Below are 19,813 nucleotides of genomic sequence, written 5' to 3' on the forward strand. Positions count from 1 at the left end.
ATGGAGGCGGGGTAGCCGAGGAACGGAACCGAAGGACGGGGAAGCCACGTCGGTACACGGGGGCGCAGGCTCGGCGTAACCGGCGGATAGGGCAAGGAGCAGCAGATGGAACTGCCGTGGCGACAGGACGAGGGGTGGCGACGCCGCTACCCGCAGTCGGGACCCGACTGGACGCAGGGCATGCCGCAGGGGGCGACGGATCCGCTGACGCCGATGGGGCGTGTCGATCAGGTCGGCCGGATGGGGAGCGCGCTGCGCGGTGGCTATATCGCGCCCTGGCAGCGGAAGGTGATCCTCGGGTTTGTGATCGGTGCCGTCGTCGTCACCGTGGGGTCGTTGCTGCTGGTGTTCTTCGGCTGAGCCGGGGGCGACAGCAGGCTGACCGTTCCCGCTCTGTAGGTTCCGTGTTTCGGTGTCCAACGGCATCGCCGTGACCTGCAGGGCTTCGGCATTCCGCGCTCGTGTCCTCCGAACGCGTTCCGCAGAACCGTGTCCAATCCTCGCCGGGCCTGTTTCGCGTGGCGGGCGGGCCTCAACTCTTGACGGCCTCTGCGATCTGCAGGGCTGCCTGTGCGGGCGTGAGGTGGGTGGTGTCGATGACCTCGGCCTCACCGTGTAGCCACGTGCGGGCCGCCTCGGCATAGGGCTCAAGATATTTGAGACGGAACGGGGAGTTGGGGCCAAGAACAGTGTCGCCCGCGATGCGCTCGCGGAGGGTGTCCTGGTCGGCGTGGAGGACGAAGTGCCGTACCGGAATGGCATGGTTGGCGAGGCCCGCGCTGATCTCGCGCCAGTACTCCTCGATCAGGACAGTCATGGGCATCACCAGAGTGCCGCCGGTGTAGTCGAGTACGCGGCGGGCGGTCTCGACTACGAGCGGCCGCCACGGCGGCCAGTGCTGGAAGTTGTCCGTCTCGGGCAGCCCCGGCGTGATGTCCATGAGTGTCTCGCCGACCTTCTCGGCGTCGAACACCCGTGAATCCGGGATCAGCTGCTGCACAAGTGCACTGGTCGTCGTCTTGCCTGCGCCGTGGGTGCCGTTGAGCCATACGATCATGGGACCGACGCTACACCCGTGCGGGTCTGGCCGAACAAGCCGGCCGCGTCGTCCAGAGCCACACGGCGCTTCGGTGCGGGCGTCCGCGGCGTGCTGATGGGCGCGGCACGAGGTCGAGTCCACGCGGGCGCATTGATCCTCGGCCATGTGGCCGAGGACCAGAGCCGGGATCAGCCCCGCTTGTAGTGCTCCCAGATCTTGACGGCGACATTGTCCTTGATGTCGGCCCGGACTACGACGTCGCCTCGTTCGGCAGCCTTCTTGAGCTGGGTGAGGGTGCGCGGTGCGGTGCCGTAGCCCTCTTTGTTGACGGTGAGGTGATGGGCGTCGCCTATGCGAAGGGCGCCGAACACCTTGGTGTGCGCAGTGAGGCAGAGCTGGGACACCACCGTGTGGGGGATGTCCTTAGATCCGCCGATCTGCTCCGTGACGGTCAGCTCCCCCGCCTTGTATTTCAACATGCCCTCTACGGGGCCGTTGTAGGTGCCGCCGTCACTGCCTTTCCGGCACGTGTCGAGGGGAGAGTGGGCAGCGGTCGAGTGCCCCTCGGAATGGCTGGAGGAGGGCGATGCCGCGTGACCGGCCGTCGCTGTCAGGCCGACGGCGGCGACGGCGGCGATAGACGTCGAGACGAAACGCCGAACATGACGGTGTTTCCCGACGATGCTCACAGAAGGCATGTCAACTCCGGAAAAGAGGTAGTTCTACAGGACGGGAGTCAACGTATCTACCGTGATTCACCCGGTTTACACGGTCTGGTGTCAACGAGCCGTCACTCCGATCTCAGCCGTGTAACGGATCCGGCGATCTGAATGGGCCCTTGGGCCGAGCCGACCGCGTCCTGCACACGAAGGAGTGCGGCGCACGGTCGGCCCCTGCAGGCAACCCGATCAGTTGCCGGGCTGCGGTACCGGCCGGGAACGTCCGCCGTCGTCGGAGGATTCGCGATGGTGGGGGGAGGGCGGGGTGCGGGCGATTCCGGTCCAGGCGTTGTACAGGCCGGACAGGGCGACGCTGATGGTGGCCAGGGAGCTGGCCGGGACGCCGAGAGCGATCAGGAGCACCCCGGTGGCCAAGACGGCCATGAAGACGATCAGGTCCAGAGGTCGCCGCGTGCTGTTCCTCATTGCCAAGTCCTTTGTTGGGTAGCGGAGTTGGATTTGAGGACCAGCGTGCGCAGGTGGTCTGATTGTCCGCCTCGGCCGATGGCGTTGCCGCACGCCAGCGACGGTGATGTTGTGGACAGGGCGGACAGGACGGGGGTTGGGCGGCTATGCCGCAGGTGGGACCGGGCCGGAAGCGAGGCCCTGTAGACGGAGATACTCCCCAGGCCCAAGAGCTGGCCCAGTGGCTTAGAAAGCTCACGCAGGGGCTGGGGCAGCGGGATTTGGAGAAGAGGTTCGCCTACGGAAAGACGACGTGGGGCGAATTCCTCATGGGCCGCAAGCTGATCCCCAGCTGGCTGCTGGAGGACGTGGTCAACGGCCTGGTCAGGGAGCCCAGGGCGCGGCAATGGCAGCTGCGGCGCGGAGGGGAGTTGCTGCGGGCGGCGGAGAAGGCAGCGCTGGAGAAGACAGCGGCGCTGGAGGAGGAGAAACCGGCATCGGGGTCTGAGACGCAGCTGCTGATCCGGCTGGATGAGGCGCGCAAGGGTCAGCTGCAGGCGCAGGAGACGTTGCTGAGTACCACCCAGATCATCTACACCCTGCTGGCTGTGGTGGCCTCCCTGCGCGAGCGGTGTGCGGTGCTGGAGAAAGAGCGCGACCGCGTCGCCGAGCGGTTACCCGCAACGGTGGCCGAGGTCCAACAGCAGCTGGTCGAATCCGAAAGGCGGCTGGCGGACACCGAGAGCCGGCTGGAGCGGGCCCGGCGCGAACGGGAAGAAGCCGAAGAACTGCGCATCGAGGCCCAGCTGATTGCCCAGAAGCACCGCCGGGCGTTGGAGCAGTTCCAGCAGCGCAGCCGCCGGCGCCCGGCGGAGGAGGACAGCGACGGCCAGGTCCCCGGCCAGTCGTCGTCCTCGGCGGTGAACGAGCTGCCAAAGCTGTGGGAGTTCGACCAGGTCCTGGCCGCTGCCGACCAGCAGCTCGACGCTCATGACGCACAGATCACCGCGCTGCGACGCCACATGGGCCTCACCCCGTCCCGCTCGGACGAACAAGCAGACCGCGTCGTGGTGGGCGAAGTTGTCCGCAACCAGGCGGCGGACAACCCGGACAGCACCGCTGCCAGCACAGATGTTGACCACTCCGTGTCCGCGGACAACGCGGACACGGCGAACGCCATCGTCGCCGGGCGGCGCACCGCGGTCGGCCACCCAGCCCTGCCCGCCCCTGACGCCCTGGAGGCCGGGAAGTCCACTGCCGCAAACAGAAAGCTCTTATCTCCAGCTACCCGGCCGATTCGGACGCTGGTCCGCGCGTGGTCGGACGGCAGACCCGTCAGCCGCGCGGCGGCGGCCGTGATCGCCACGGCCGGGGTGGCCGGCGCACTCCTGTTCAGCTCCGATTCCCCACGTATCCCCCCGACCCACGGCCCCCGGACAGCAACGGCAACCAGCAGCCCGACCCCGCATCACCCCACGCCGAGCCCGTCTGCCGCACCTCACACAGGCCAACCGAGCCCCTCAACCACCCCATCGAACTCCACCCCGCCCGACAACGGCGGGCACAAGAACAGCGCCACCAGCACCGGCGGCGGTACCGGGGACCCCGGCGCCTCCGGAGGCACGAGCAGCGGATCCACATCCGGCCTCCTCGGAGGCCTTGATGGCGGGAAGAGCAGCGGGTCCACAACCGGCGGCGGGACGAGCAACGGATCTACATCCGGCGGCGGGACGAGCAGCGGATCCATATCCGGCCTCTTCGCCGGCCCTGACGGCGGGAAGAACAGCAACTCCTCTTCCAACTCCAGCGGCGGATCGAGCACCGGGATCTTCGGAGGCGCCGACTGACAGCGCGACAGGCCGTTCTGGATTCAAGATCACCCCGTGGCGGGATACTGGCGTATCTGGGTCATGCCCCCTACAGCTCCGCGTGGCGGGCACCGACAGGGCTGTCCTCATAGCGTCGACACATGCGATCGATCCGGAAGGGCACCCTCGCCTTCGGGATGGTCGCTTCTCTGAACTAAGGACTCTCGTCGCACGCCCTTCTTGGGCGTGGGGCACAAAAGCTCCTCTTCATTGCCGGGCGGTCGCTGTGCCCTCGGTCGGGACGCCCCTGTCAAGCCTGAGAGCGGTTTTGCGTCCGTCCGGGTGGAGCGGGCTTGGCAGGGCTATAGCTGGGTGGGCAGGGTCTGCGGTGGGCAGGCGGCTGCGAGTCAGGAGTACCCGCAGTCCTTCCCGGCGGTGCCGTCTGGGTACGGCGCCGGCTGTGACGGGAGCGTGCGGCATGGCAGTTGAATCCTCCAAGAGCGCCCGGGCTGCAGAGCCGATCGCGGTGGTTGGGATGGGGTGTCGGTTTGCTCCCGACCTCTCGTCTCCCGAAGATCTGTGGCGGTTCCTGGTAAGCGGAGGTGATGCGGTTCGCGAGCTTCCGGTGGATCGTTGGGCCTCGTTCGAGGAGCGGAGCCCTCAGGAGCGGGGTGTGCTGCGTGAGGCGACGAGACGTGCCGCGTATCTGGACGATGTCCAGGGGTTCGACGCTGCGTTCTTCGGCGTCTCGCCCCTGGAGGCCCTCTACGCCGGCCCGCAGCAGCGGCTGGCCCTTGAGGTGGCGTGGGAGGCGCTGGAGCACGCGGGTATCGCTCCCGCGTCGCTGCGGAGGACGGATGCCGGGGTCTACATCGGGGTGACGTTCGGCGAGTACGGGCTGCGTACCATGGCGGATCTGACGGCCATTGAGCCGTGGGCCGGGCTGGGGGCCGCGTACTACGCGGTGCCGAACCGGATCTCCTACCTGCTGGATCTGCGGGGCCCGAGTCTCGCCGTGGACTCGGCGTGCGCGTCGTCGTTGTCCGGGGTCCACCTCGCCTGTCAGAGTCTGCGCATCGGCGAGTCCTCCCTGGTGATCGCGGGCGGGGTGAGCGTGCTGAGTGAGCCTTCCCCTTGATCGTGGACACCTGGAGACTGGGACCTGAGGTTCCAGAGGAAGTAGCACCAGGTGGGAAACAAGTACACGAAGCGGTACACCGAGGAGTTCAAGCGGGACGCGATCGCGCTCGTGGACTCCACGGGCAAGACGGTCACCGCGGTGGCTCGGGATCTGGGCATCAGCTCGGAGTCCCTGCGCGGCTGGTACCGCCAGGCCAAGACAGACCGGGGCGAGGGACGGCCCGGTGAGCTCACCACGGCCGAGCGTGAGGAGCTCAAGCGGCTGCGCCGACAGAACGCCGAACAGGCCAAGACGATCGAGGTGCTGCGAAAAGCCGCGGTCTTCTTCGCGAAGGAGAGCGATCGATGAACGACACGTACGCGTTCATCGAGGCGGAGAAGACCACCCACGGCGTTGCTTTCCTCTGCAGGCTGCTGAAGGTGGCCCGTTCCTCCTTCTACGCCTGGCTCGACGCCTCGAAGACCCGGGCCGCACGGCAGGCCGCCGACGAGGTGCTGGTGCACGAGACCACCGTCATCCACATCGCCTCCCGCCAGACCTACGGCGTCCCGCGCATCCATGCCGAACTGCGGCGCCTGGGGCGGAGCGTGAACCGCAAACGCGTCGCCCGCCTGATGCGCGAGCACGGTATCCAGGGAGACCGCCGCCGCCGACGGCGGCGGTCGCTGACCCGGCCGGACAAGAAGGCGAAGCCGGCACCGGATCTGATCGGCCGCGACTTCCACGCCGAGACCCCCGGCACGAAGCTGGTCGGCGACATCACCGCCCTGCCCACCGGCCAGGGCTGGCTCTACCTCGCCTGCTGGCTGGACCTGGCCACCCGCGAAGTCGTCGGCTACCCGATGGCCGACCACCACCGCGCCACGCTCGTCGTCGACGCGCTGAAGATGGCCGCCGGCCGCGGCCGCCTCCGGCCCGGCTGCATAGCGCATTCGGACCGCGGCAGCGAAGGCGGATTCAACTGATCGTCGCAACACCGGCTTGCAGTGATCGTAGATGATCGTCGAGGGCTTCGGCGGGTGTCTTCCAGTCGAGGGTCTTGCGTGGGCGGGAGTTGAGGACGGTGGCGATGGCTGTCAGCTCGTCGGTGTTCCATCGGGACAGGTCGGTGCCCTTGGGGAAGTACTGGCGCAGCAGTCCGTTGGTGTTTTCGTTCGTGGCGCGCTGCCAGGGAGAGTGCGGGTCAGTGAAGTAGACCGGTAGTCCGGTTTCGACCGTGAGTTGGGCGTGAGCGGAGAGCTCCTTCCCGCGGTCCCAGGTGAGGGATCGGCGGAGTTGCCCGGGCAGGGTGACGATGGTGGTGGCCAGGGCGTCCTTCATGGCAACGGCACCGTAGCCGGCCAGCGCGGGCCCGTTCTTCGTGCGTGGGATCGTGCCGTAGCCCTCGGCCCGCGGCAGGTGGACCAACATCGTGTAGCGGGTCGTGCGTTCGACGAGCGTGCCGATCGCCGACCGGTTCAGCCCGATGATCAGGTCTCCTTCCCGGTGACCGGGAACAGCGCGGTCGGCGGCTTCGACGGGCCGCTGGCTGATCATCACCTCCGGGGTGACGTGACCGCCCGGCTTCTTGCGGGCCCGTGCGCGCGGAACACGCAGGGCGCGCCCCGTGCGCAGGCAGGCCACGAGCTCACGCTTGAGAGCGCCGTGGCTCTCGACGTAGAGGGCCTGGTAGATCGCCTCGTGGCTGATACGCATGGACTTGTCCTCGGGAAAGTCGATCTTCAATCGGGCCGAGATCTGCTCCGGGCTTCACCCGTTCGCCCACCGGCGATCATGGCGATGCGGCTTGTTGCGCCCTTTCCACTCGGGAACCTGCGGCCCGGAAAGCACCGTGCCGTCCGGAGCGCGGATCACGCCCAGCAAACGGTCCTGGACGTACTCCCGCAGCCGGTGGTTCACAACGAGTTTCGCTTCCTTCGGTCGCTGTGCCACCAGGTCGGCCTTCCACTGCGCGACCGAGGCCCGGTACTCGAGCTTGCCGCCGCGGGTGGCCGCGTTGCGGCGCAGTTCCCGCGAGATGGTCGACGGTGACCGGTCCAGCCGCCTGGCGATCTCCCGCACTCCGGCACCCTGTACGCGGAGCAGAGCGATCTCCTCCCGCTCGGCGAACGAGAGGTAGCGGCCCGAGACAGTCAGGCTGATCTGCGGCATCCCGCCAGCATGCCGGAACCACCGGGTTCCCACCGCGGGGGCCGCTCCAACAGTGACCGCCGCGTCCTCACTGGTCAGCCCCTTGGCGATCTCACCCCAAAACAGCCGCTCGATCTCCCGCCGGGTCGAGGGTCGCCCCGGCGACTTCATCGGCGACCGTCCCGTCAACTCCGTCATCCAACCTGCTGGTCGTCCCACAACACCCCTCTGATCAGGCATGTTGCTACGACTCGTTGAACCCGGGGAATACACGAGCAGCCAATTCCAGTTCGAAATACGCGAGTTGGACCTCCGGCAAAGCTGCGGACGAACCGGATCTTGCTTCGACAACGCCGCCGCGGAGAGCTTCTGGGCCCTACTCAAAGAAGAGATCGGCACCCGAATCTGGCCCGACCGAGCCACCGCCCACGCCGAGGTATTCGACTTCATCGAGACGTTTTACAACCGCCGCCGACTGCGCAAGCGCAAAGTCTTCGGCTACCTCACCCCAGCCGAGACACGGCAGCGGCACCAACACGACCTCACGGCATAGAGATCGAGTGTCCAAGATCACGGGGCCGCGGGGTGATGCGGTGCGCGGGCGCGGACACGTCGGTCCGTCGCCCGCGCGGGGCGGATCCGGCCGCCTACCTTCCGTCCGGGCCGTAGATGTCGAGGTGGAGGTACCCCGCGCCATCGGTGTTACCCCACAGGACGCGGATGGGGTAGTACGTGCCGGCCTTGATGTCTTTGTAGACGGTGAGGGGGGCGTTATCGCGGCCGTCGTCAGCGACCGCACCGGGGGCGAGGGCGACGGTGCCGAGGAAGGCGGCTGCGGCCAGGACGGTCGCGACGGCGGTACGGGTGTGGTTCACGCAGACTCCCTTGTGGCTCGGGAAGGCGGAGCGCTCGTGCGCCCGCCGAATCGACCGGTCGATCGGGATGGTGTCCGTCGTACAACCGCACCGCGGGGCGGGAGGCCACGCGGGCCCGCCATCCCATCGAGGTCGGGGCGGCCCCGAACGCGCCACCGGAGGGCGCCCCTTGGCGTGCGGTGTGGCGGCTGGTAGGGAAGAAGGCTCGGCAGGCGGGAGGGTCAGGGTTGGTCCTGGTGGAACCCTTGCAGCCGGTCGCGGGTGGTGAGGGGCAGTTCGACCACGACGCGTTCCCAGGAGTGTTCGATCATGTCGGCGAGCTCGTCGGCTGGCACGGTTCCGTTCAGGACCACGGTGTTCCAGTGCTGCAGGCGCGCGTAGTAGCTGGGGCCTACCTCTTGTTACTGCTCACGCAGGTGCAGGGCGGACTCGGGGTCGCACTTGAGGGTCACCTGGGCGGGACGCGAGTCGTTGGCTTCCGTCAGGACGGCGAAGATCTTGCCGCCGACCTTGAACAGGCTCATCCCGGGGCCGGGATCGCTCTCCGTCGCCTCCGGCAGCTCCATAGCGAACTCCGCAACATCCCCCGGGGTCATGGCATTGCCTCCTTCGTCGCATTGCGGTGCGGGCATGCCCCGGAGCCCGGGGCCTGGCGCGGTCGTCAGCGGTAGTCGTTGGGGTCGGGGGCCTTGCCGGTGGTCATGAAGTCCTCGAAGTACCGCGCGGGGTCCGGGGAGGAACCGTCGACGTCCGTGAAGCCGTACTCCTTGGCCAGAGCACCCGCGGACAGCGAGCGGCCGTTGAGACCGGCTACGTCCGGGTCTGTGGCGAGCGACGCCACCGCCCGTGCGACGTAGGTGGGGGTCTCGGAGACCGCGAAGGTCGGGTCCATCTTGCAGCCCTCGCGCCAGTTCTCCTCGCTCACCCCGAACATCTCCAGCACCGCCTCGGTGCGCATGAATCCGGGGGTCAGGCTCACGGCCGTGCAGCCGTACTCGCCGGCCTCGGCTGCCAGCGCCTTCGCCATCCTGATCGGCGCGTACTTGGCCAGGTCGTAGTAGAACGGCTCACGGTAGCGACGGTTGAACTCCTCCGTACCGTCGGTCATCTCCACCACCAGACCACCGGGCCGACGGATCATCAGCGGCAGGGCGTAGCGGCTGGTGACGAAGTGGGTCTCGACGCCGAGCCGCAGCATCCGCAGCCCCTTGTCCATGTCGCATTCCCACATCTTCCTGCCGTGCTCGACGAGGCCGTCGCCGCCCCAGACGGCGTTGACGAGCACGTCCAGTCGCCCCTGCTCGTTGTCGATGCGCTCGATCAGCGCCCGCACCTGCTCCGGCTGGAGGTGGTCGACCACGGCCGCGATGCCCTCGCCGCCGGCCGCCGTGACCAGCTCGGAGGTCTGCTCGATGGTCTCTGTCGGGCGGCCCGTCTCGCTCGCGCTGCCGTGCGTGGTGCGGCCGGTCACGTAGACGGTGGCGCCGGCCCGGCCGAGCTCGACCGCCATGGCCCGGCCCGCACCCCGGGTCGCCCCCGCGATCAGCGCCACCTTCCCGGCCAGCGCCTTCCCCTCGTCCATGCCCGTGCTCCTGCCTGTGATCTTGGTGTTGTCCTGAGACGTCATAGCGGAAGCATCACCCCCGTAGTAGGACGGGACGCGTCCTACACGGAGCAATCGGCGACTCTGCGGATATAGGACATGAATCGACCTACATCGGTGTCAACCTCTCGGTACGACTTCTCAACGGCAACAGGAAGGCCAGCAGTCATGAACAGCAACACGGTTCACGCGGACGCCAGCGAACTCGCACACGAGTGGGTAGACGCCTACAACGACCAGGACTTCGACCGGTTCGGGGCGCTGTACACCGACGACGTCGCCTACACCGTCAGAGCGTGGCCTATCCGACCTCGGCGATGACCACCATGGCCGTCTCAGCATCGGCTTCCGCGTGAGCGGCTGTGCGTGGCGTCAGCGTGCGAACTTTTCGATGGCCGTTGGGGGGACGGGGGTGAAGAAGTTGACGAGGTTGCCGTCGGGGTCGCGGAACAGCAGCGACCGGTTGCCCCAGGGCATCGTGGTGGGCTCGGTGACGAAGTCGGTGACGAAGCCGGTCAGGTTCTGGTGAACGCGGTCCACGTCGTCGACGAGGAACTCGGTGATCACGCTGTGGTTGGCCGCCGGGCGGGCAGAGCCCGGGGCGAACAGCGGGACGGTGCGGGTGCTGGCGATCGCGAGGGTGGCGCCCGCGGTCTTGAGTTCGGCGAAGTCCTCGGTGGCCCACGTCGCCCGCGCCCCTGTGGCGCGCTCGTAGAACTCGACGAGGCGCGCTACGTCGCTGGTGATGATGCGGATCGAGACGAAGTCCATGGGGATCTCCTTGGCTGTGCTGGAGGCGTGCACGTCGCAGGCTAGGAGAAATAGTGGACAGAATCGGTCCTGTATTCGCGTTAGGTTGTGCACATGCCTCGACCTACTGCCCGGGTGCTGACACTCCTGGAGCTGCTGCAGTCGGGCGGCACCCGGACGGTGGCCGAACTTGCCGACCGGCTCGGCGTCGAAGGGCGCACCGTGCGCCGGTATGTGGATCAGCTGATCGACCTGGACGTGCCCGTGGAATCGGTGCGCGGCCGCTACGGCGGGTACCGGCTTGCCCCCGGGTACCGCTTGCCGCCGCTCATGCTCAGCGACGACGAGGCGCTGGCCGTGCTGCTCGGCCTGGTCGCCGGCCGCCGAGCAGGGTTGACGACGACGGAGCACACGGCAAGCGAGACGGCATCGGCGAAGATCCGGCGGGTGCTGCCCAAGCACATCGCCCGTCGGCTCGACACACTTGTGGAGACTCTCGCCTTCACGGACCAGCCCGGAGAGTTCAACACCCCGGACGCTGAGGTCCTGCTCACCATCGCCGATGCGGTGCGCCACCGCCGACCGGTCTCGATCCGCTACACCGACCGCGACGGACGGCGCGGCGAACGCACGCTGCACGCGTACGGGATCGTCGCCCATGCGGGCCGGTGGTACGTCACGGGCAAGGACGCCCGGATCGGCGAGGACCGAACCTTCCGGCTCGATCGCATCGCAGACGCGCGGACCCTGCCCGGCTCATTCGAAGCGCCAGTGGGTCCCGCTCCGGCACAGCGCGTGTTGTCAGGGTTCGCCACGGCCGAGTACCGGCATGAGGTGACCTTGCGGATCCACGGGACAGTTGAGCAGATCCGCACCCACCTTCCGGCCGGCGTCGCGAGCCTGGAGGAGCACGAGTCCGCGGCCGGTGAGGTCCGGGCGACCGAGCGCTGGCTGCGCGTCGAGCTGCGGGCGGAGCGGCTCGACTGGTTGCCTTCGGTACTCGCCTCACTCGACCGGCCGTTCGTCATCGAGCGCCCCGATGAACTCCGCGACCTCGTCATCGCGCTCGCCGATCGCCTCACGCCCTACGCCCACCAAGCCTGACCGCGAGGAACCAATGTCATGAGATGGCACAGTTAGGCCACCTGCCGCACGCCTGTGCGGCAGTTCGGTTCATGGCCACGTTCGGCAACCTCGCGGGCTCGCGGGCGGGCTGGGGCGGCTCCAGGGGAGTTCATTGCCGGCGGCGTCCCGGATGGTGCCGGTGTCTGGGTTGGTGCAGACGCCTCTCCCGCGTCACTCCCGTCTCCTCCATAACCATGGGATAGCACCATCAGACGGGCCGTCAACCCCAGCATCAACCTCAGTGGAAGGGTGCCTCGACGCGCCGTCGGAGGTGCGCGTCCACGACCAGGTCCTTTGCGTCGCCGATGAGTTGGATCAAATCGCCGCGAGCGTGGCGGAGGTGGGAAGGGGGGCGCCCCGCGACACGGCCGGCTCGTCCGCCGGTTTCCGGCTCACCCTCTCGAATCCGGTACCCGGTTGTGCGGCCGGGGTGTGGTCACCTCAGCCTGTACTCATCGGACCGCTGTCCGGTCACCTCGCCGCCAGGTGTGAGGGTGAACCGGGTGCCGTCCATATCCGTCGTGGCACGAGCCGGCGTACCGTACGCCTTCATGGTGAAGCCTTCCGCCTTGCCCATGTGCACGTCCGCTTCGGCTGCGTCGCTCCACGCGTTGACCCGCACCCACACCGACCAGTCGTCGACGCGCTTCTCCCGCCACGGCCCCCAGCTGCTCTGCGGCAGCAGCCCCGCACCCCGGCCCGAGAACACGTACCAGCTCGCGAGGCCAAGCAGAAGCACGACAGCCGCGAGCCAAAACGCGGTCGACCGGCGACGGATGCGGGAGAGCGCCACGGCGGATTCCTTCACGATTCGGGGCAAGAGCTTCAACGCAGTCATAGACGGCTCTCGGCCGGGCCACGTTCCGCCTTGCATGCCGAGGCAGCCGTACGGCTTCGCGACCAGGCTCGCCGACGGGCCGAGTAATGCGGCATGCCGGGTTTCTTCGGGTGATCACCGCCGACTGGACGCGGTCACGAACACACAGGCCGTTCTGGTGGAGCAGCCGGACGTGCTCGCCGCGCTGAAGAAGGTACCCACGCACGAGCCCACGCCGGTCCCGGCGGGTGTGCCGCATCGGGCATGACCGATGTGACGCGCCGCGCCGGGAGGGGCGCAGGGCGCGTTGTGCATGGATCGGCGGATGTTCGGTTGCGGTGTCCAGGGCCGGGCGGCTCGGCCCGCACGCTCATCGACTGGGCGGCGCCGTCCGTCTGTTGACCGCGAAACCAAGTGGGGAACCCGATCGAGTCTGGGGAAAATCACGGTTCTGGCCGCAGTTCCGTGAACTCCGTCGCACTCCTGGTTGCCCAGCAGGTGCTGCCGAGGCGTTGACGAGTTCAGGGTGTGGTGAAGAAAGCGCTCATTCCGTCGACGTCCGATAGGTAGCTGTCGATGGCGGTGATGCGGTCGTGGCGGGTGGTCAGCACGGTCGCGAGGTGTTCGTCGAGCTGGCGTCCGTCGGGGGCTGTTGCCGTGTTGCGGAGCGAGAGGGCGGCGCCGTGTGCGCCGATGAGCACGTGGAGCAGCTCGGTGTGCAGTCCCTGGTCCGCGATGTGCCGGGCTCTGCGTACGACCGCGTCCGCGCCATGGATAGTGCCCGAGATGGTGCCGGTCCCCGGCATGGTCCAGGTGATGTCGTCGGTCAGCAGGCCACGCAGCCTCTCCCAGTCTCGGGCCTGGAACGCGGCGAGGAAGCGTTTGGCGACCGTAGGGCCGACGCTGTTGGTGGACATGATCTCCCGTTCTTCACCGAACGTCGTCAATTCCCCATCGATCCTAGGCAGCTCGCCACGGCAGCAGGTGCTGGCAGCCTGGTGCTCTTACCACCTCGCAGTGCTGAACATGGCCGAGGAAAGCATGAGGTTGCTGTGGTTCGAGATGTGCAGGCGGCAGGGCGACTTTGACGTCGCCGCCTGAGGGATTTACGAGTTCTGGGGGCTCTGGGGGATGTGTTGGGCGACTCGTCGTCGTTCCTGGTGCCGAACTCGGAGCGGAAGCGCTTGCGCAGGGCTTCGAAGGCGGCGGCGCCGAGTATCAGCAGGATGAAGGCGCCGAGAAGGCCGAGCAGGAGCCACAGGCCGAAGACGTTGTGGATGCCCCTGAAGATGCTGAATATGCCGGAGGCGGTCTCGACTGTTGCGTGTTGGTGGACGCTCATGCGAAGAGCATCGCGTTGTCCGCAGGTGTTGACGAATTCATGTCAGGGTGAGGTGTTCGCGGACGGAGAGGGGACTGGCGTGGCTCTGGCGCCGGAGGACCGCTGCGGGCTGCGGGTGCTGTGGCAGCGAGACCCGGCGGTTGCCCACCACCTTCGGGGTCACGCCCTAGCGAAGGTGCTCGGGCTGGGCTGTTGCCGTCTGTCGGATCGCGTGGACGGTGGCGGTCAGTACGAGCAACAGTCCGATCCCGCCCGGCAGTACGGTCTTCGCCGTCCCCAACTGTGCCTTGGTCCCGACGATCGGCAGGACCGCATGCGCCGGGTCGTAGACCACTGGTACCTGGTCGGCGAGGAGCGGTTCCAAGTGCCGGCACGTGCGGCTCGATGCCTGCAGTTGCCGTGAGTCGCCGTTGGGCAGGGTGACCGTACAGGTGTAGTCCTTGCCGCCGTGCGTCCATGTGGCGCGCCGGTCGACGACGGTCGCCATGCCCTCCTTGCCCCAGGCGTCGAGGTAGAGGCGGGGGCACCGTAGCCCACGCCGGTGATCAGCGCCGCGAAGCCGAGCCCCGCGACCTTGGCGGCTGTCTTATGCCCCGGCGAGCGCGGCATCCGGCGTCTGAGCCAGAAGATGTAGAGGAGGGTGAACGCGGTGCAGGTGCCGAGTGCGGGCCAGTGCCCGGCCTTCACGGCGACGAGTCCGCCGGGCGCCACCGTGGCGAGGTCGAAGGCGAGTAGTTGCGACCACCGCCGCACGACGAGCCGCAGCGGCACTTCCCGCTCCGAGAGGGTGGACCAGTCGACCGGGCGCAGCCGTTCACCGGTGTCGGTGAACTCCCCGACCAGCGCGGCCACCCGATCCGGGCCATCCGGCGCGGACGCCGTCGCGCGCAGCGCCTCCACCTCGAACCCGGCGTCGCGCGTGTCTGCCGCTGAGATGCGCTCAGGCGGCCGAGGAGCTTGTCTGCCGAGGGGCGGGGGTCCTTCGACGGGCCGGCGTCCTTCTCGTTCATGTCTCGCTCACGGCAGGGCACCCTAACAACACCCCCCGGCTTCTCCCGACGGGCAGCCGCCTCTACCCGCTTCGGCTCCGCCTGCTGTACGACGTCGAACGACCACAAGGTGGAGTCCAGGCCGCGGGGCCGCGTTCGCCGCCCAAGGACACGGTGATCGAGCGTCACGGGTGCTTCCTGGACTGCCTTCTGATGGTCCGAGCCCTCGCCGCGGGTTCACAGGTGTTCGCAGATCTGGGCGGTGAGCCAGCCTGCGAGGGCGGTGCGGATGGCGGTGGCGGCTCCGCGGACGAGATCGCCCAGTGCGGTGCGTGAGAGCCTGCGTTGCAGCTGGCGCCGGCGCGGTGCCGGGCGGTGTGTGCGGTCCTGGCTGCGGGTGGACGGTGCGGTGGTCATGGTCGGCCTCCAGTGGGTCGGTTCGAGGGATGTCTCATGGCGGCCACAGGTGGGGCATTGCCCGTTACCGAGCCGCCGCCGTCTGGGAGCATGCGCAGGTCGGGAGTTTGTGCGAAGGCCGCGCCAACTGCTCTGAGCGGCGATTTCGAGGGTTTCTTTGATGTCGTTACCGAGCGAAGAGCCGGGGGAGGGGAGGCGCGGCCGGCCCCGCAAGAAGCCGCTCGCCGGAGCACTCGACACGGCTGTGGGCGAGTGGGCTCGCTACGCCAGGGAGGCTGTTGACGGCACCTGGCCACTGCGCCTGGGTGCCGAAGTGGCTCTGAGGTCGGAGCGCGTGCGGCTGTCGAGGCTGCTGTCGGGTGAGGGCCTGAGCGACACGGGTGCCGTGGTGGTAGCTGAGGTCGGCGTGGCTGTACCCGCCTGCGGCGGTGTCTGCGAAGTCCTGACCGGGGGAGCGGCGGTGATGGTCTTCCGGTACGCGATGAGCTAGCCGATTCACTGTGAAGCAAAACAACTTTCTGTTGTTTCATTGTGTATGTGCGGTAGAGTGGTTGCATGACGCGAGACCCTCTGGATGTGGCGCGTCGGCGGCTGTCCGCGCTGGTGGTCGATTCCCCTGCCGAATGTGCTCCCGCTCGTCGCCTGGAACAGGACGCGGCCCTGTTGGGTCGGCTACTGACGGCTGCCGCCGGCCGGCGGGAAGATGACGGTCGTCAGGGGGACATGGCGGATGAGGTGGCCGCGGCGCTGAGTCTGTTCGATCAGCTGCGTGTGGCGCTGGATCAGTTGGAGACGCAGGTGGTGGTGGAGGCGCGGCGTTGCGGGATGGACTGGAAGCGGATTTCCCGGCATCAGGGTTTCAACTCCTCCCAGGCTGCCTCGCAGCGCTACCAGCGGCTGACCACCCGCCTCGAAGAGATCCGTCAGGGCATCCGGTAGGAGACAAGCAGCAGATGACCGATCAGCCGCAGGGATTGTTCGACGCCATCGATTCGCTCCTTCAGGCCGTCGACGACGACACGGTGCTGCCCGCCCCCTTTGAACGGGTCCGTCTGCGTGAGGCCGCGGGACTGACCGAGGCTGCCGTCGCCCAGGCCCTGGGGGTACGGGTCCAGAGCATCCGGGCGTGGGAGGCAGGCCGCGCCGAGCCCAGGGGGCAGCGCCTGGAGGCCTACCGCAAACTGCTCGACGGTCTCGCCCACCGCTTCCCGGCACCCGTCCCGCCGTCGGCTTCGACGATGCGTGCCCGGCAGGAAGGTGCCGCTGCACCGGCGCCGCAATCCCCGCAGCCGCATGCCGGCCCTGAAACGTCCCGGCACGCCCCCGAGTCCGCTGCCCCGCAGCCGCAGCCGCAGCCGCAGCCGCAGCCGCAGCCGCAGCCGCAGCCGCAGCGGTTGCCGTCTGCCGCTGAGTTGCCGCCGACGGCGTACCGTCCCGATGGTCTGGTGGTGCAGGGTGAGCCGGAGGCGTGCATCCGCTGCGGCGTGGTGACCCCTTTCAAGGCCACCGACGGGCGCTCCTTGCACCCCGGTGCGATGTGCCAACCCCCCACTGCTACGCCTCCGGCTACCGTCGCACCCCAGCACGCCGGCTCCCCGGCCGCGGTCGCACCGCAACGGCTTTCGCCGGCACCGGCACCGGCACGAGTACCGTCGCGTCCGCAGCGTCGGGCCCGGTCCTCCGCCCGCGCCGAGTCCGAGACCAACGGTCTGATCGTCCAAGCGGTCCATGAGGAGTTGGAGCGCGCGGAGGGCGATGCGGATGCCGCGTTGCAGGCGTTGGTCAAGCGGGCGATCCCGGACGTGATGGGCCTGTTCGAGGAGACGCGTGCGACCGCCCGCTACCAGTACACGGCCTATCCGTCCCTGCCGGAGATCCTGCACAAGCCCTCGAAGCGGGAGCCGGACCAGATCTGGGAGGCCCGGCCCAACTTCCACCACCCCCGCTACTCCCTCAAAGCCCCCGGCGACGTTCGCGTCACAGCTCTGGACGCGAACGCGGCCTACCTCTCTGCCCTGAAGTGCTGGCTGCCGATCGGGAAGTTGGAGCACCACGCGGACAGCGACGGCGTGGATCCGAAGCGCTCCGGCGTCCACCTGGTCACACCGGCCGAATGGCACCACCCGCATCTGCCCGACCCCCTCGGCGACCGCGAAGAACCCGGCGCCCTGTGGATCACGGACGCCACGTTGCGGCTCCTGCTGCGCCTGTCCGGCCCGAAGTACGGGCTGATCGATCCCCCGACCGTTCACGAGTCGTGGACGTCGGGTGCGACGGAGAACTTCCTCGACGCCCTGCGCAAGGTCCTGGCCGCAGCCCGCGAGACCGCCCTCGCCCAGGGCGACACCATCACCGAGGGCTATGTGAAGGCGATGTACTCGAAGTTCATCTCGACGATGGGGGAGTCGATCCACAACCGCGGGATCCAGCGGCCCGACTGGATGCACATCATCCACAGCCAGGCCTACGCCAACCTCTGGGGTAAGGCATACAAGGCCCACCAGGCCGGCCTGGAGGTCATCGCCATGATGGGCACCGACGAACTGCACATCACGGGCGATTGGCGGCAGGTCTTCGCCGAGGGCCGCGGCCTGGCCCAGATGAAGATCAAGCGCAGCGACGCCAAGGCGTCCGGTGAGTACATCGTCGGCCAGGTGGCCGGCTGATGGCCCTGGATTCCCGCTGGCGCCGGATCGGCCATTACGGTGCCAGGGCGCTGCCCGGCTGGGTCTGCGTGGCCGAAGGCATCGACAAGATGGTCACCGGCATCGAATCGCCCGTGACATCCGAGCGCGGCCTGACGGCCCGCCTGCGCTACCTCACCGCATCCGGCGCGGGCTACGAGGCCATGGACCGCGCCGGCATCCACGTCCGCCCCCGCACCCTCATCGCCTGGCTCGCCGAGGAACGCACCCCCAGCAAAGCCAACTTGGTCCGCCTCGACAACGCCTACTGGGACCTGCGGCGCCGGAACGTGGTCGCCGACCTCAAACGCCGGCTGGCCAACCGGGGCCGCGGCACGCGCATCGAGATCGACCCCGCCGACCAGTCCCAGGTAGACCCCCGCCACCGCCGTGACGTGGAGACCCGCTCCGTCAACGTCCGTGGCACCATCTGGGACCGGGCCGTCGACGCGTGGATCTCGCACGACGCGCGAGAACTCGAAGCGATCTGGGACGAGATCATCCAAGGCGGCCTTGGCACTGACTGGGACGCCTATACCTATGTCTCTTCCGTCGGCTGGGCGGCCTAACCACATGTAGGGTCTCAGATTTCGTGTCCTAATCTCAGCTCGGGGACGTGTCAGTGACTTTGTGTAAGTCCTTGGGGTTCACCTGGTATTGAGCCTGTCCTCGAAGAAGAGTGAGAGCTGGTTCCATGCCTGCTTCCAGTGTGCCGCGACGTGGTTGATGTCGCGTCCTTTGGGGGCGATCAGCTCGCGGACCGCGAGGTAGAGCACCTTCAACGCGGCTTGTTCGGAGGGGAAGTGTCCTCGGTTGCGGGTTGCTTTCCGCAGCCGTGCGTTGATCGACTCGATGAGGTTCGTTGAATACAAGACCTTCCTTATCTCCGGTGGGAAGGCCAGGTACGGGGTGAACTCGCTCCACGCGGACTGCCAGGTCTTCACGATCGCCGGGTAACGCTGGCCCCATTCCGAGGCGGTGAAGTCGGCAAGGGCCTGCTCGGCGGCCTGCTCGGTCGGCGCCGTGTAGATGGCCTTCGACTCCGGGATCAGCTTGGCGTGGTGCTGCTTGGCCGCGGGCCGCAGGGAGGCGCGGATCAAGTGGATCACGCGGGTCTGGACCGTGGCCTTGGGCCAGGTCGCGGTGACCGCGTCTGGTAGGCCCTTGAGGCCGTCGCAGGCGACGATGCACACGTCCTCCACTCCGCGATTGCGAAGTTCGGTCAGGACCGTCATCCAGGTCGTTGCGCCTTCACCCTCGTCGCCGGCTCACAAGCTGAGCACGTCTTCGCAGCCGTCCAGGTCGACGCCGACAGCGAGGTAGACCGGCTTGGAGACACCGAGCCGGACCGGATCTTCACCCACAGCGCGTCGATGTAGATGATCGGCCAGATCGCATCCAGCGGGCGGTTCTGCCAGGCTGCGAGCTCGTCGGCGACCGCATCGGTGACCTTGCTGATCAGGTCTGGTGAGACCTCGACGCCGTACATGCCGGCCAGGTGGGAGCGGATGTCGCGCACGCTCATGCCGCGGGCGTACAGCGAGAGGATCTGCTCGTTGAAGCCCGCCAGGCGACGTGCGTGTTTGGGTACCAGCCTCGGCTCGAACGAGCCGTTGCGGTCCCGGGGTACGGCGACCGTGACCGCGCCTGCGTCGGTGAGCACGGTCTTTGCCGAGGTCCCGTTGCGGCTGTTGCTCGACCCACGGCCGGCCGGGTCGTGCTTCTCGTAGCCGAGGTGCTCGGTCATCTCGACGTCCAGGGCCCGCTCCAGCACGGCTCGGGTGACCTCGGTCAGCAACCCGCCTTCGCCCAGCAGGGATGCTCCTGAGGCGTCGGCGCGGTCCATAAGCCGCTCGACGACCTCGTCCACCAGCTTGTCCTCGACCGGCTCGACAGCCGGGGTCTTCTCGTTGTCCGTCACGCTCTGTCCGTCCCGGCTGGCCAGGGCCCGAGGCTGAGCCTCGGCCAG

The 19,813-nt window shown here is 68.0% G+C and carries 22 protein-coding genes and 3 pseudogenes; 12 read left to right on the top strand and 13 right to left on the bottom strand.

The window, feature by feature from the left end; translation table 11 throughout:
* Positions 1-105: 105 nt before the first annotated feature.
* Positions 106-360 (top strand): hypothetical protein, encoded by a 255-nt coding sequence (locus GR130_RS19935; protein ID WP_159505975.1) that lies wholly within the window; start codon positions 106-108, stop codon positions 358-360.
* 172 nt (positions 361-532) lie between these two features.
* On the opposite strand, the gene GR130_RS19940 is transcribed toward GR130_RS19935, so the two are convergent.
* The 3 genes from GR130_RS19940 to GR130_RS19950 form a co-directional block, all read right to left on the bottom strand.
* Positions 533-1,057, bottom strand: a complete 525-nt coding sequence (locus GR130_RS19940; protein ID WP_159505976.1) for an AAA family ATPase — start codon at positions 1,055-1,057, stop codon at positions 533-535.
* 170 nt (positions 1,058-1,227) lie between these two features.
* Entirely contained in the window at positions 1,228-1,518 is a 291-nt protein-coding gene (locus tag GR130_RS19945; protein ID WP_159505977.1) for a hypothetical protein, read from the bottom strand.
* A 429-nt stretch (positions 1,519-1,947) separates the two neighbouring features.
* Complete coding sequence (locus GR130_RS19950; protein WP_159505978.1) at positions 1,948-2,184, bottom strand: hypothetical protein; 237 nt, start codon at positions 2,182-2,184, stop codon at positions 1,948-1,950.
* A gap of 260 nt (positions 2,185-2,444) precedes the next feature.
* On the opposite strand from GR130_RS19950, the gene GR130_RS19955 reads away from it, so the two are divergent.
* The 4 genes from GR130_RS19955 to GR130_RS19970 all read left to right on the top strand — a co-directional run bounded on the left by GR130_RS19955 (position 2,445) and on the right by GR130_RS19970 (position 6,077).
* The gene (locus tag GR130_RS19955) at positions 2,445-4,010 is read left to right on the top strand and encodes a hypothetical protein (protein WP_159505979.1); all 1,566 of its coding nucleotides are present in this window, start codon (positions 2,445-2,447) and stop codon (positions 4,008-4,010) included.
* Between the two features lie 496 nt (positions 4,011-4,506).
* Positions 4,507-5,109 (top strand): beta-ketoacyl [acyl carrier protein] synthase domain-containing protein, encoded by a 603-nt coding sequence (locus tag GR130_RS19960; protein WP_236573997.1) that lies wholly within the window; start codon positions 4,507-4,509, stop codon positions 5,107-5,109.
* 51 nt (positions 5,110-5,160) lie between these two features.
* Positions 5,161-5,460 (top strand): transposase, encoded by a 300-nt coding sequence (locus GR130_RS19965; protein WP_159505815.1) that lies wholly within the window; start codon positions 5,161-5,163, stop codon positions 5,458-5,460.
* Positions 5,457-6,077, top strand: coding sequence for an IS3 family transposase (locus GR130_RS19970; RefSeq protein WP_159505981.1), 621 nt, complete (start codon positions 5,457-5,459; stop codon positions 6,075-6,077). The genes GR130_RS19965 and GR130_RS19970 overlap by 4 nt, the downstream gene beginning before the upstream one ends.
* On the opposite strand, the pseudogene GR130_RS19975 reads toward GR130_RS19970, so the two are convergent.
* Positions 6,070-7,440, bottom strand: a pseudogene (locus GR130_RS19975) (IS30 family transposase). The gene GR130_RS19970 and the pseudogene GR130_RS19975 sit on opposite strands and share 8 nt — an antisense overlap.
* Before the next feature lie 106 nt (positions 7,441-7,546).
* On the opposite strand from GR130_RS19975, the gene GR130_RS19980 reads away from it, so the two are divergent.
* Positions 7,547-7,795 carry an IS3 family transposase gene (locus GR130_RS19980; RefSeq protein ID WP_159505982.1) on the top strand — a complete coding sequence of 83 codons (249 nt, stop codon included), beginning with the start codon at positions 7,547-7,549 and terminating at the stop codon, positions 7,793-7,795.
* Positions 7,796-7,889: 94 nt separating this feature from the next.
* Here GR130_RS19980 and GR130_RS19985 read toward each other — a convergent pair whose 3' ends face one another.
* The 3 genes and pseudogenes from GR130_RS19985 to GR130_RS20000 all read right to left on the bottom strand — a co-directional run bounded on the left by GR130_RS19985 (position 7,890) and on the right by GR130_RS20000 (position 9,744).
* Positions 7,890-8,117 carry a GLEYA domain-containing protein gene (locus tag GR130_RS19985; protein WP_159505983.1) on the bottom strand — a complete coding sequence of 76 codons (228 nt, stop codon included), beginning with the start codon at positions 8,115-8,117 and terminating at the stop codon, positions 7,890-7,892.
* A gap of 221 nt (positions 8,118-8,338) precedes the next feature.
* Positions 8,339-8,749 (bottom strand): annotated as a pseudogene (locus GR130_RS41375) (MmcQ/YjbR family DNA-binding protein).
* Between the two features lie 29 nt (positions 8,750-8,778).
* A complete protein-coding gene (locus GR130_RS20000) occupies positions 8,779-9,744 on the bottom strand; it encodes an SDR family oxidoreductase (RefSeq protein WP_201304944.1) in 966 nt (321 codons plus the stop codon).
* Positions 9,745-9,888: 144 nt separating this feature from the next.
* Between GR130_RS20000 and GR130_RS20005 the strand changes: the two genes are divergently transcribed.
* Positions 9,889-10,041 (top strand): hypothetical protein, encoded by a 153-nt coding sequence (locus tag GR130_RS20005; RefSeq protein WP_159505986.1) that lies wholly within the window; start codon positions 9,889-9,891, stop codon positions 10,039-10,041.
* A gap of 51 nt (positions 10,042-10,092) precedes the next feature.
* On the opposite strand, the gene GR130_RS20010 is transcribed toward GR130_RS20005, so the two are convergent.
* Positions 10,093-10,491, bottom strand: coding sequence for a VOC family protein (locus GR130_RS20010; protein ID WP_159505987.1), 399 nt, complete (start codon positions 10,489-10,491; stop codon positions 10,093-10,095).
* Between the two features lie 93 nt (positions 10,492-10,584).
* Here GR130_RS20010 and GR130_RS20015 point away from each other — a divergent pair, with 93 nt between their 5' ends.
* Positions 10,585-11,574 (top strand): helix-turn-helix transcriptional regulator, encoded by a 990-nt coding sequence (locus GR130_RS20015; protein ID WP_159505988.1) that lies wholly within the window; start codon positions 10,585-10,587, stop codon positions 11,572-11,574.
* 457 nt (positions 11,575-12,031) lie between these two features.
* Here GR130_RS20015 and GR130_RS20020 read toward each other — a convergent pair whose 3' ends face one another.
* The 4 genes from GR130_RS20020 to GR130_RS20035 form a co-directional block, all read right to left on the bottom strand.
* Complete coding sequence (locus GR130_RS20020; protein WP_159505989.1) at positions 12,032-12,388, bottom strand: hypothetical protein; 357 nt, start codon at positions 12,386-12,388, stop codon at positions 12,032-12,034.
* 545 nt (positions 12,389-12,933) lie between these two features.
* Positions 12,934-13,329, bottom strand: coding sequence for a nuclear transport factor 2 family protein (locus tag GR130_RS20025; RefSeq protein ID WP_159505990.1), 396 nt, complete (start codon positions 13,327-13,329; stop codon positions 12,934-12,936).
* Between the two features lie 591 nt (positions 13,330-13,920).
* Positions 13,921-14,241, bottom strand: coding sequence for a hypothetical protein (locus GR130_RS20030; protein ID WP_159505991.1), 321 nt, complete (start codon positions 14,239-14,241; stop codon positions 13,921-13,923).
* A 739-nt stretch (positions 14,242-14,980) separates the two neighbouring features.
* Positions 14,981-15,160: a hypothetical protein gene (locus GR130_RS20035; RefSeq protein WP_159505992.1), complete on the bottom strand. Its 180-nt coding sequence runs from the start codon at positions 15,158-15,160 to the stop codon at positions 14,981-14,983.
* Positions 15,161-15,320: 160 nt separating this feature from the next.
* On the opposite strand from GR130_RS20035, the gene GR130_RS20040 reads away from it, so the two are divergent.
* The 4 genes from GR130_RS20040 to GR130_RS20055 all read left to right on the top strand — a co-directional run bounded on the left by GR130_RS20040 (position 15,321) and on the right by GR130_RS20055 (position 18,413).
* On the top strand, positions 15,321-15,650 hold the full coding sequence (locus GR130_RS20040) for a hypothetical protein (protein WP_159505993.1): 330 nt from the start codon (positions 15,321-15,323) through the stop codon (positions 15,648-15,650).
* Between the two features lie 65 nt (positions 15,651-15,715).
* The gene (locus GR130_RS20045; protein ID WP_236573232.1) at positions 15,716-16,099 is read left to right on the top strand and encodes a hypothetical protein; all 384 of its coding nucleotides are present in this window, start codon (positions 15,716-15,718) and stop codon (positions 16,097-16,099) included.
* Between the two features lie 14 nt (positions 16,100-16,113).
* Positions 16,114-17,826, top strand: a complete 1,713-nt coding sequence (locus tag GR130_RS20050; RefSeq protein WP_159505994.1) for a helix-turn-helix domain-containing protein — start codon at positions 16,114-16,116, stop codon at positions 17,824-17,826.
* On the top strand, positions 17,826-18,413 hold the full coding sequence (locus GR130_RS20055) for a transcriptional regulator (RefSeq protein WP_159505995.1): 588 nt from the start codon (positions 17,826-17,828) through the stop codon (positions 18,411-18,413). Before GR130_RS20050 ends, GR130_RS20055 begins: the two co-directional genes overlap by 1 nt.
* Before the next feature lie 78 nt (positions 18,414-18,491).
* On the opposite strand, the pseudogene GR130_RS20060 reads toward GR130_RS20055, so the two are convergent.
* Positions 18,492-19,789, bottom strand: a pseudogene (locus GR130_RS20060) (IS256 family transposase).
* Positions 19,790-19,813: the final 24 nt, after the last annotated feature.

It is taken from the genome of Streptomyces sp. GS7 (genome assembly GCF_009834125.1).
Lineage (GTDB): Bacteria > Actinomycetota > Actinomycetes > Streptomycetales > Streptomycetaceae > Streptomyces.

What these genes read in the sequence shown, in the direction of transcription:
- GR130_RS19935 (WP_159505975.1), top strand. Translation starts at nt 106, where the DNA reads ATGGAACTGCCGTGGCGACAGGACGAGGGGTGGCGACGCCGCTACCCG.
- GR130_RS19940 (WP_159505976.1), bottom strand. Translation starts at nt 1,057, where the DNA reads ATGATCGTATGGCTCAACGGCACCCACGGCGCAGGCAAGACGACGACC.
- GR130_RS19945 (WP_159505977.1), bottom strand. Translation starts at nt 1,518, where the DNA reads ATGTTGAAATACAAGGCGGGGGAGCTGACCGTCACGGAGCAGATCGGC.
- GR130_RS19950 (WP_159505978.1), bottom strand. Translation starts at nt 2,184, where the DNA reads ATGAGGAACAGCACGCGGCGACCTCTGGACCTGATCGTCTTCATGGCC.
- GR130_RS19960 (WP_236573997.1), top strand. Translation starts at nt 4,507, where the DNA reads ATGGGGTGTCGGTTTGCTCCCGACCTCTCGTCTCCCGAAGATCTGTGG.
- GR130_RS19970 (WP_159505981.1), top strand. Translation starts at nt 5,457, where the DNA reads ATGAACGACACGTACGCGTTCATCGAGGCGGAGAAGACCACCCACGGC.
- GR130_RS20000 (WP_201304944.1), bottom strand. Translation starts at nt 9,744, where the DNA reads ATGACGTCTCAGGACAACACCAAGATCACAGGCAGGAGCACGGGCATG.
- GR130_RS20005 (WP_159505986.1), top strand. Translation starts at nt 9,889, where the DNA reads ATGAACAGCAACACGGTTCACGCGGACGCCAGCGAACTCGCACACGAG.
- GR130_RS20010 (WP_159505987.1), bottom strand. Translation starts at nt 10,491, where the DNA reads ATGGACTTCGTCTCGATCCGCATCATCACCAGCGACGTAGCGCGCCTC.
- GR130_RS20015 (WP_159505988.1), top strand. Translation starts at nt 10,585, where the DNA reads ATGCCTCGACCTACTGCCCGGGTGCTGACACTCCTGGAGCTGCTGCAG.
- GR130_RS20025 (WP_159505990.1), bottom strand. Translation starts at nt 13,329, where the DNA reads ATGTCCACCAACAGCGTCGGCCCTACGGTCGCCAAACGCTTCCTCGCC.
- GR130_RS20030 (WP_159505991.1), bottom strand. Translation starts at nt 14,241, where the DNA reads ATGGCGACCGTCGTCGACCGGCGCGCCACATGGACGCACGGCGGCAAG.
- GR130_RS20035 (WP_159505992.1), bottom strand. Translation starts at nt 15,160, where the DNA reads ATGACCACCGCACCGTCCACCCGCAGCCAGGACCGCACACACCGCCCG.
- GR130_RS20040 (WP_159505993.1), top strand. Translation starts at nt 15,321, where the DNA reads ATGTCGTTACCGAGCGAAGAGCCGGGGGAGGGGAGGCGCGGCCGGCCC.
- GR130_RS20045 (WP_236573232.1), top strand. Translation starts at nt 15,716, where the DNA reads ATGACGCGAGACCCTCTGGATGTGGCGCGTCGGCGGCTGTCCGCGCTG.
- GR130_RS20050 (WP_159505994.1), top strand. Translation starts at nt 16,114, where the DNA reads ATGACCGATCAGCCGCAGGGATTGTTCGACGCCATCGATTCGCTCCTT.
- GR130_RS20055 (WP_159505995.1), top strand. Translation starts at nt 17,826, where the DNA reads ATGGCCCTGGATTCCCGCTGGCGCCGGATCGGCCATTACGGTGCCAGG.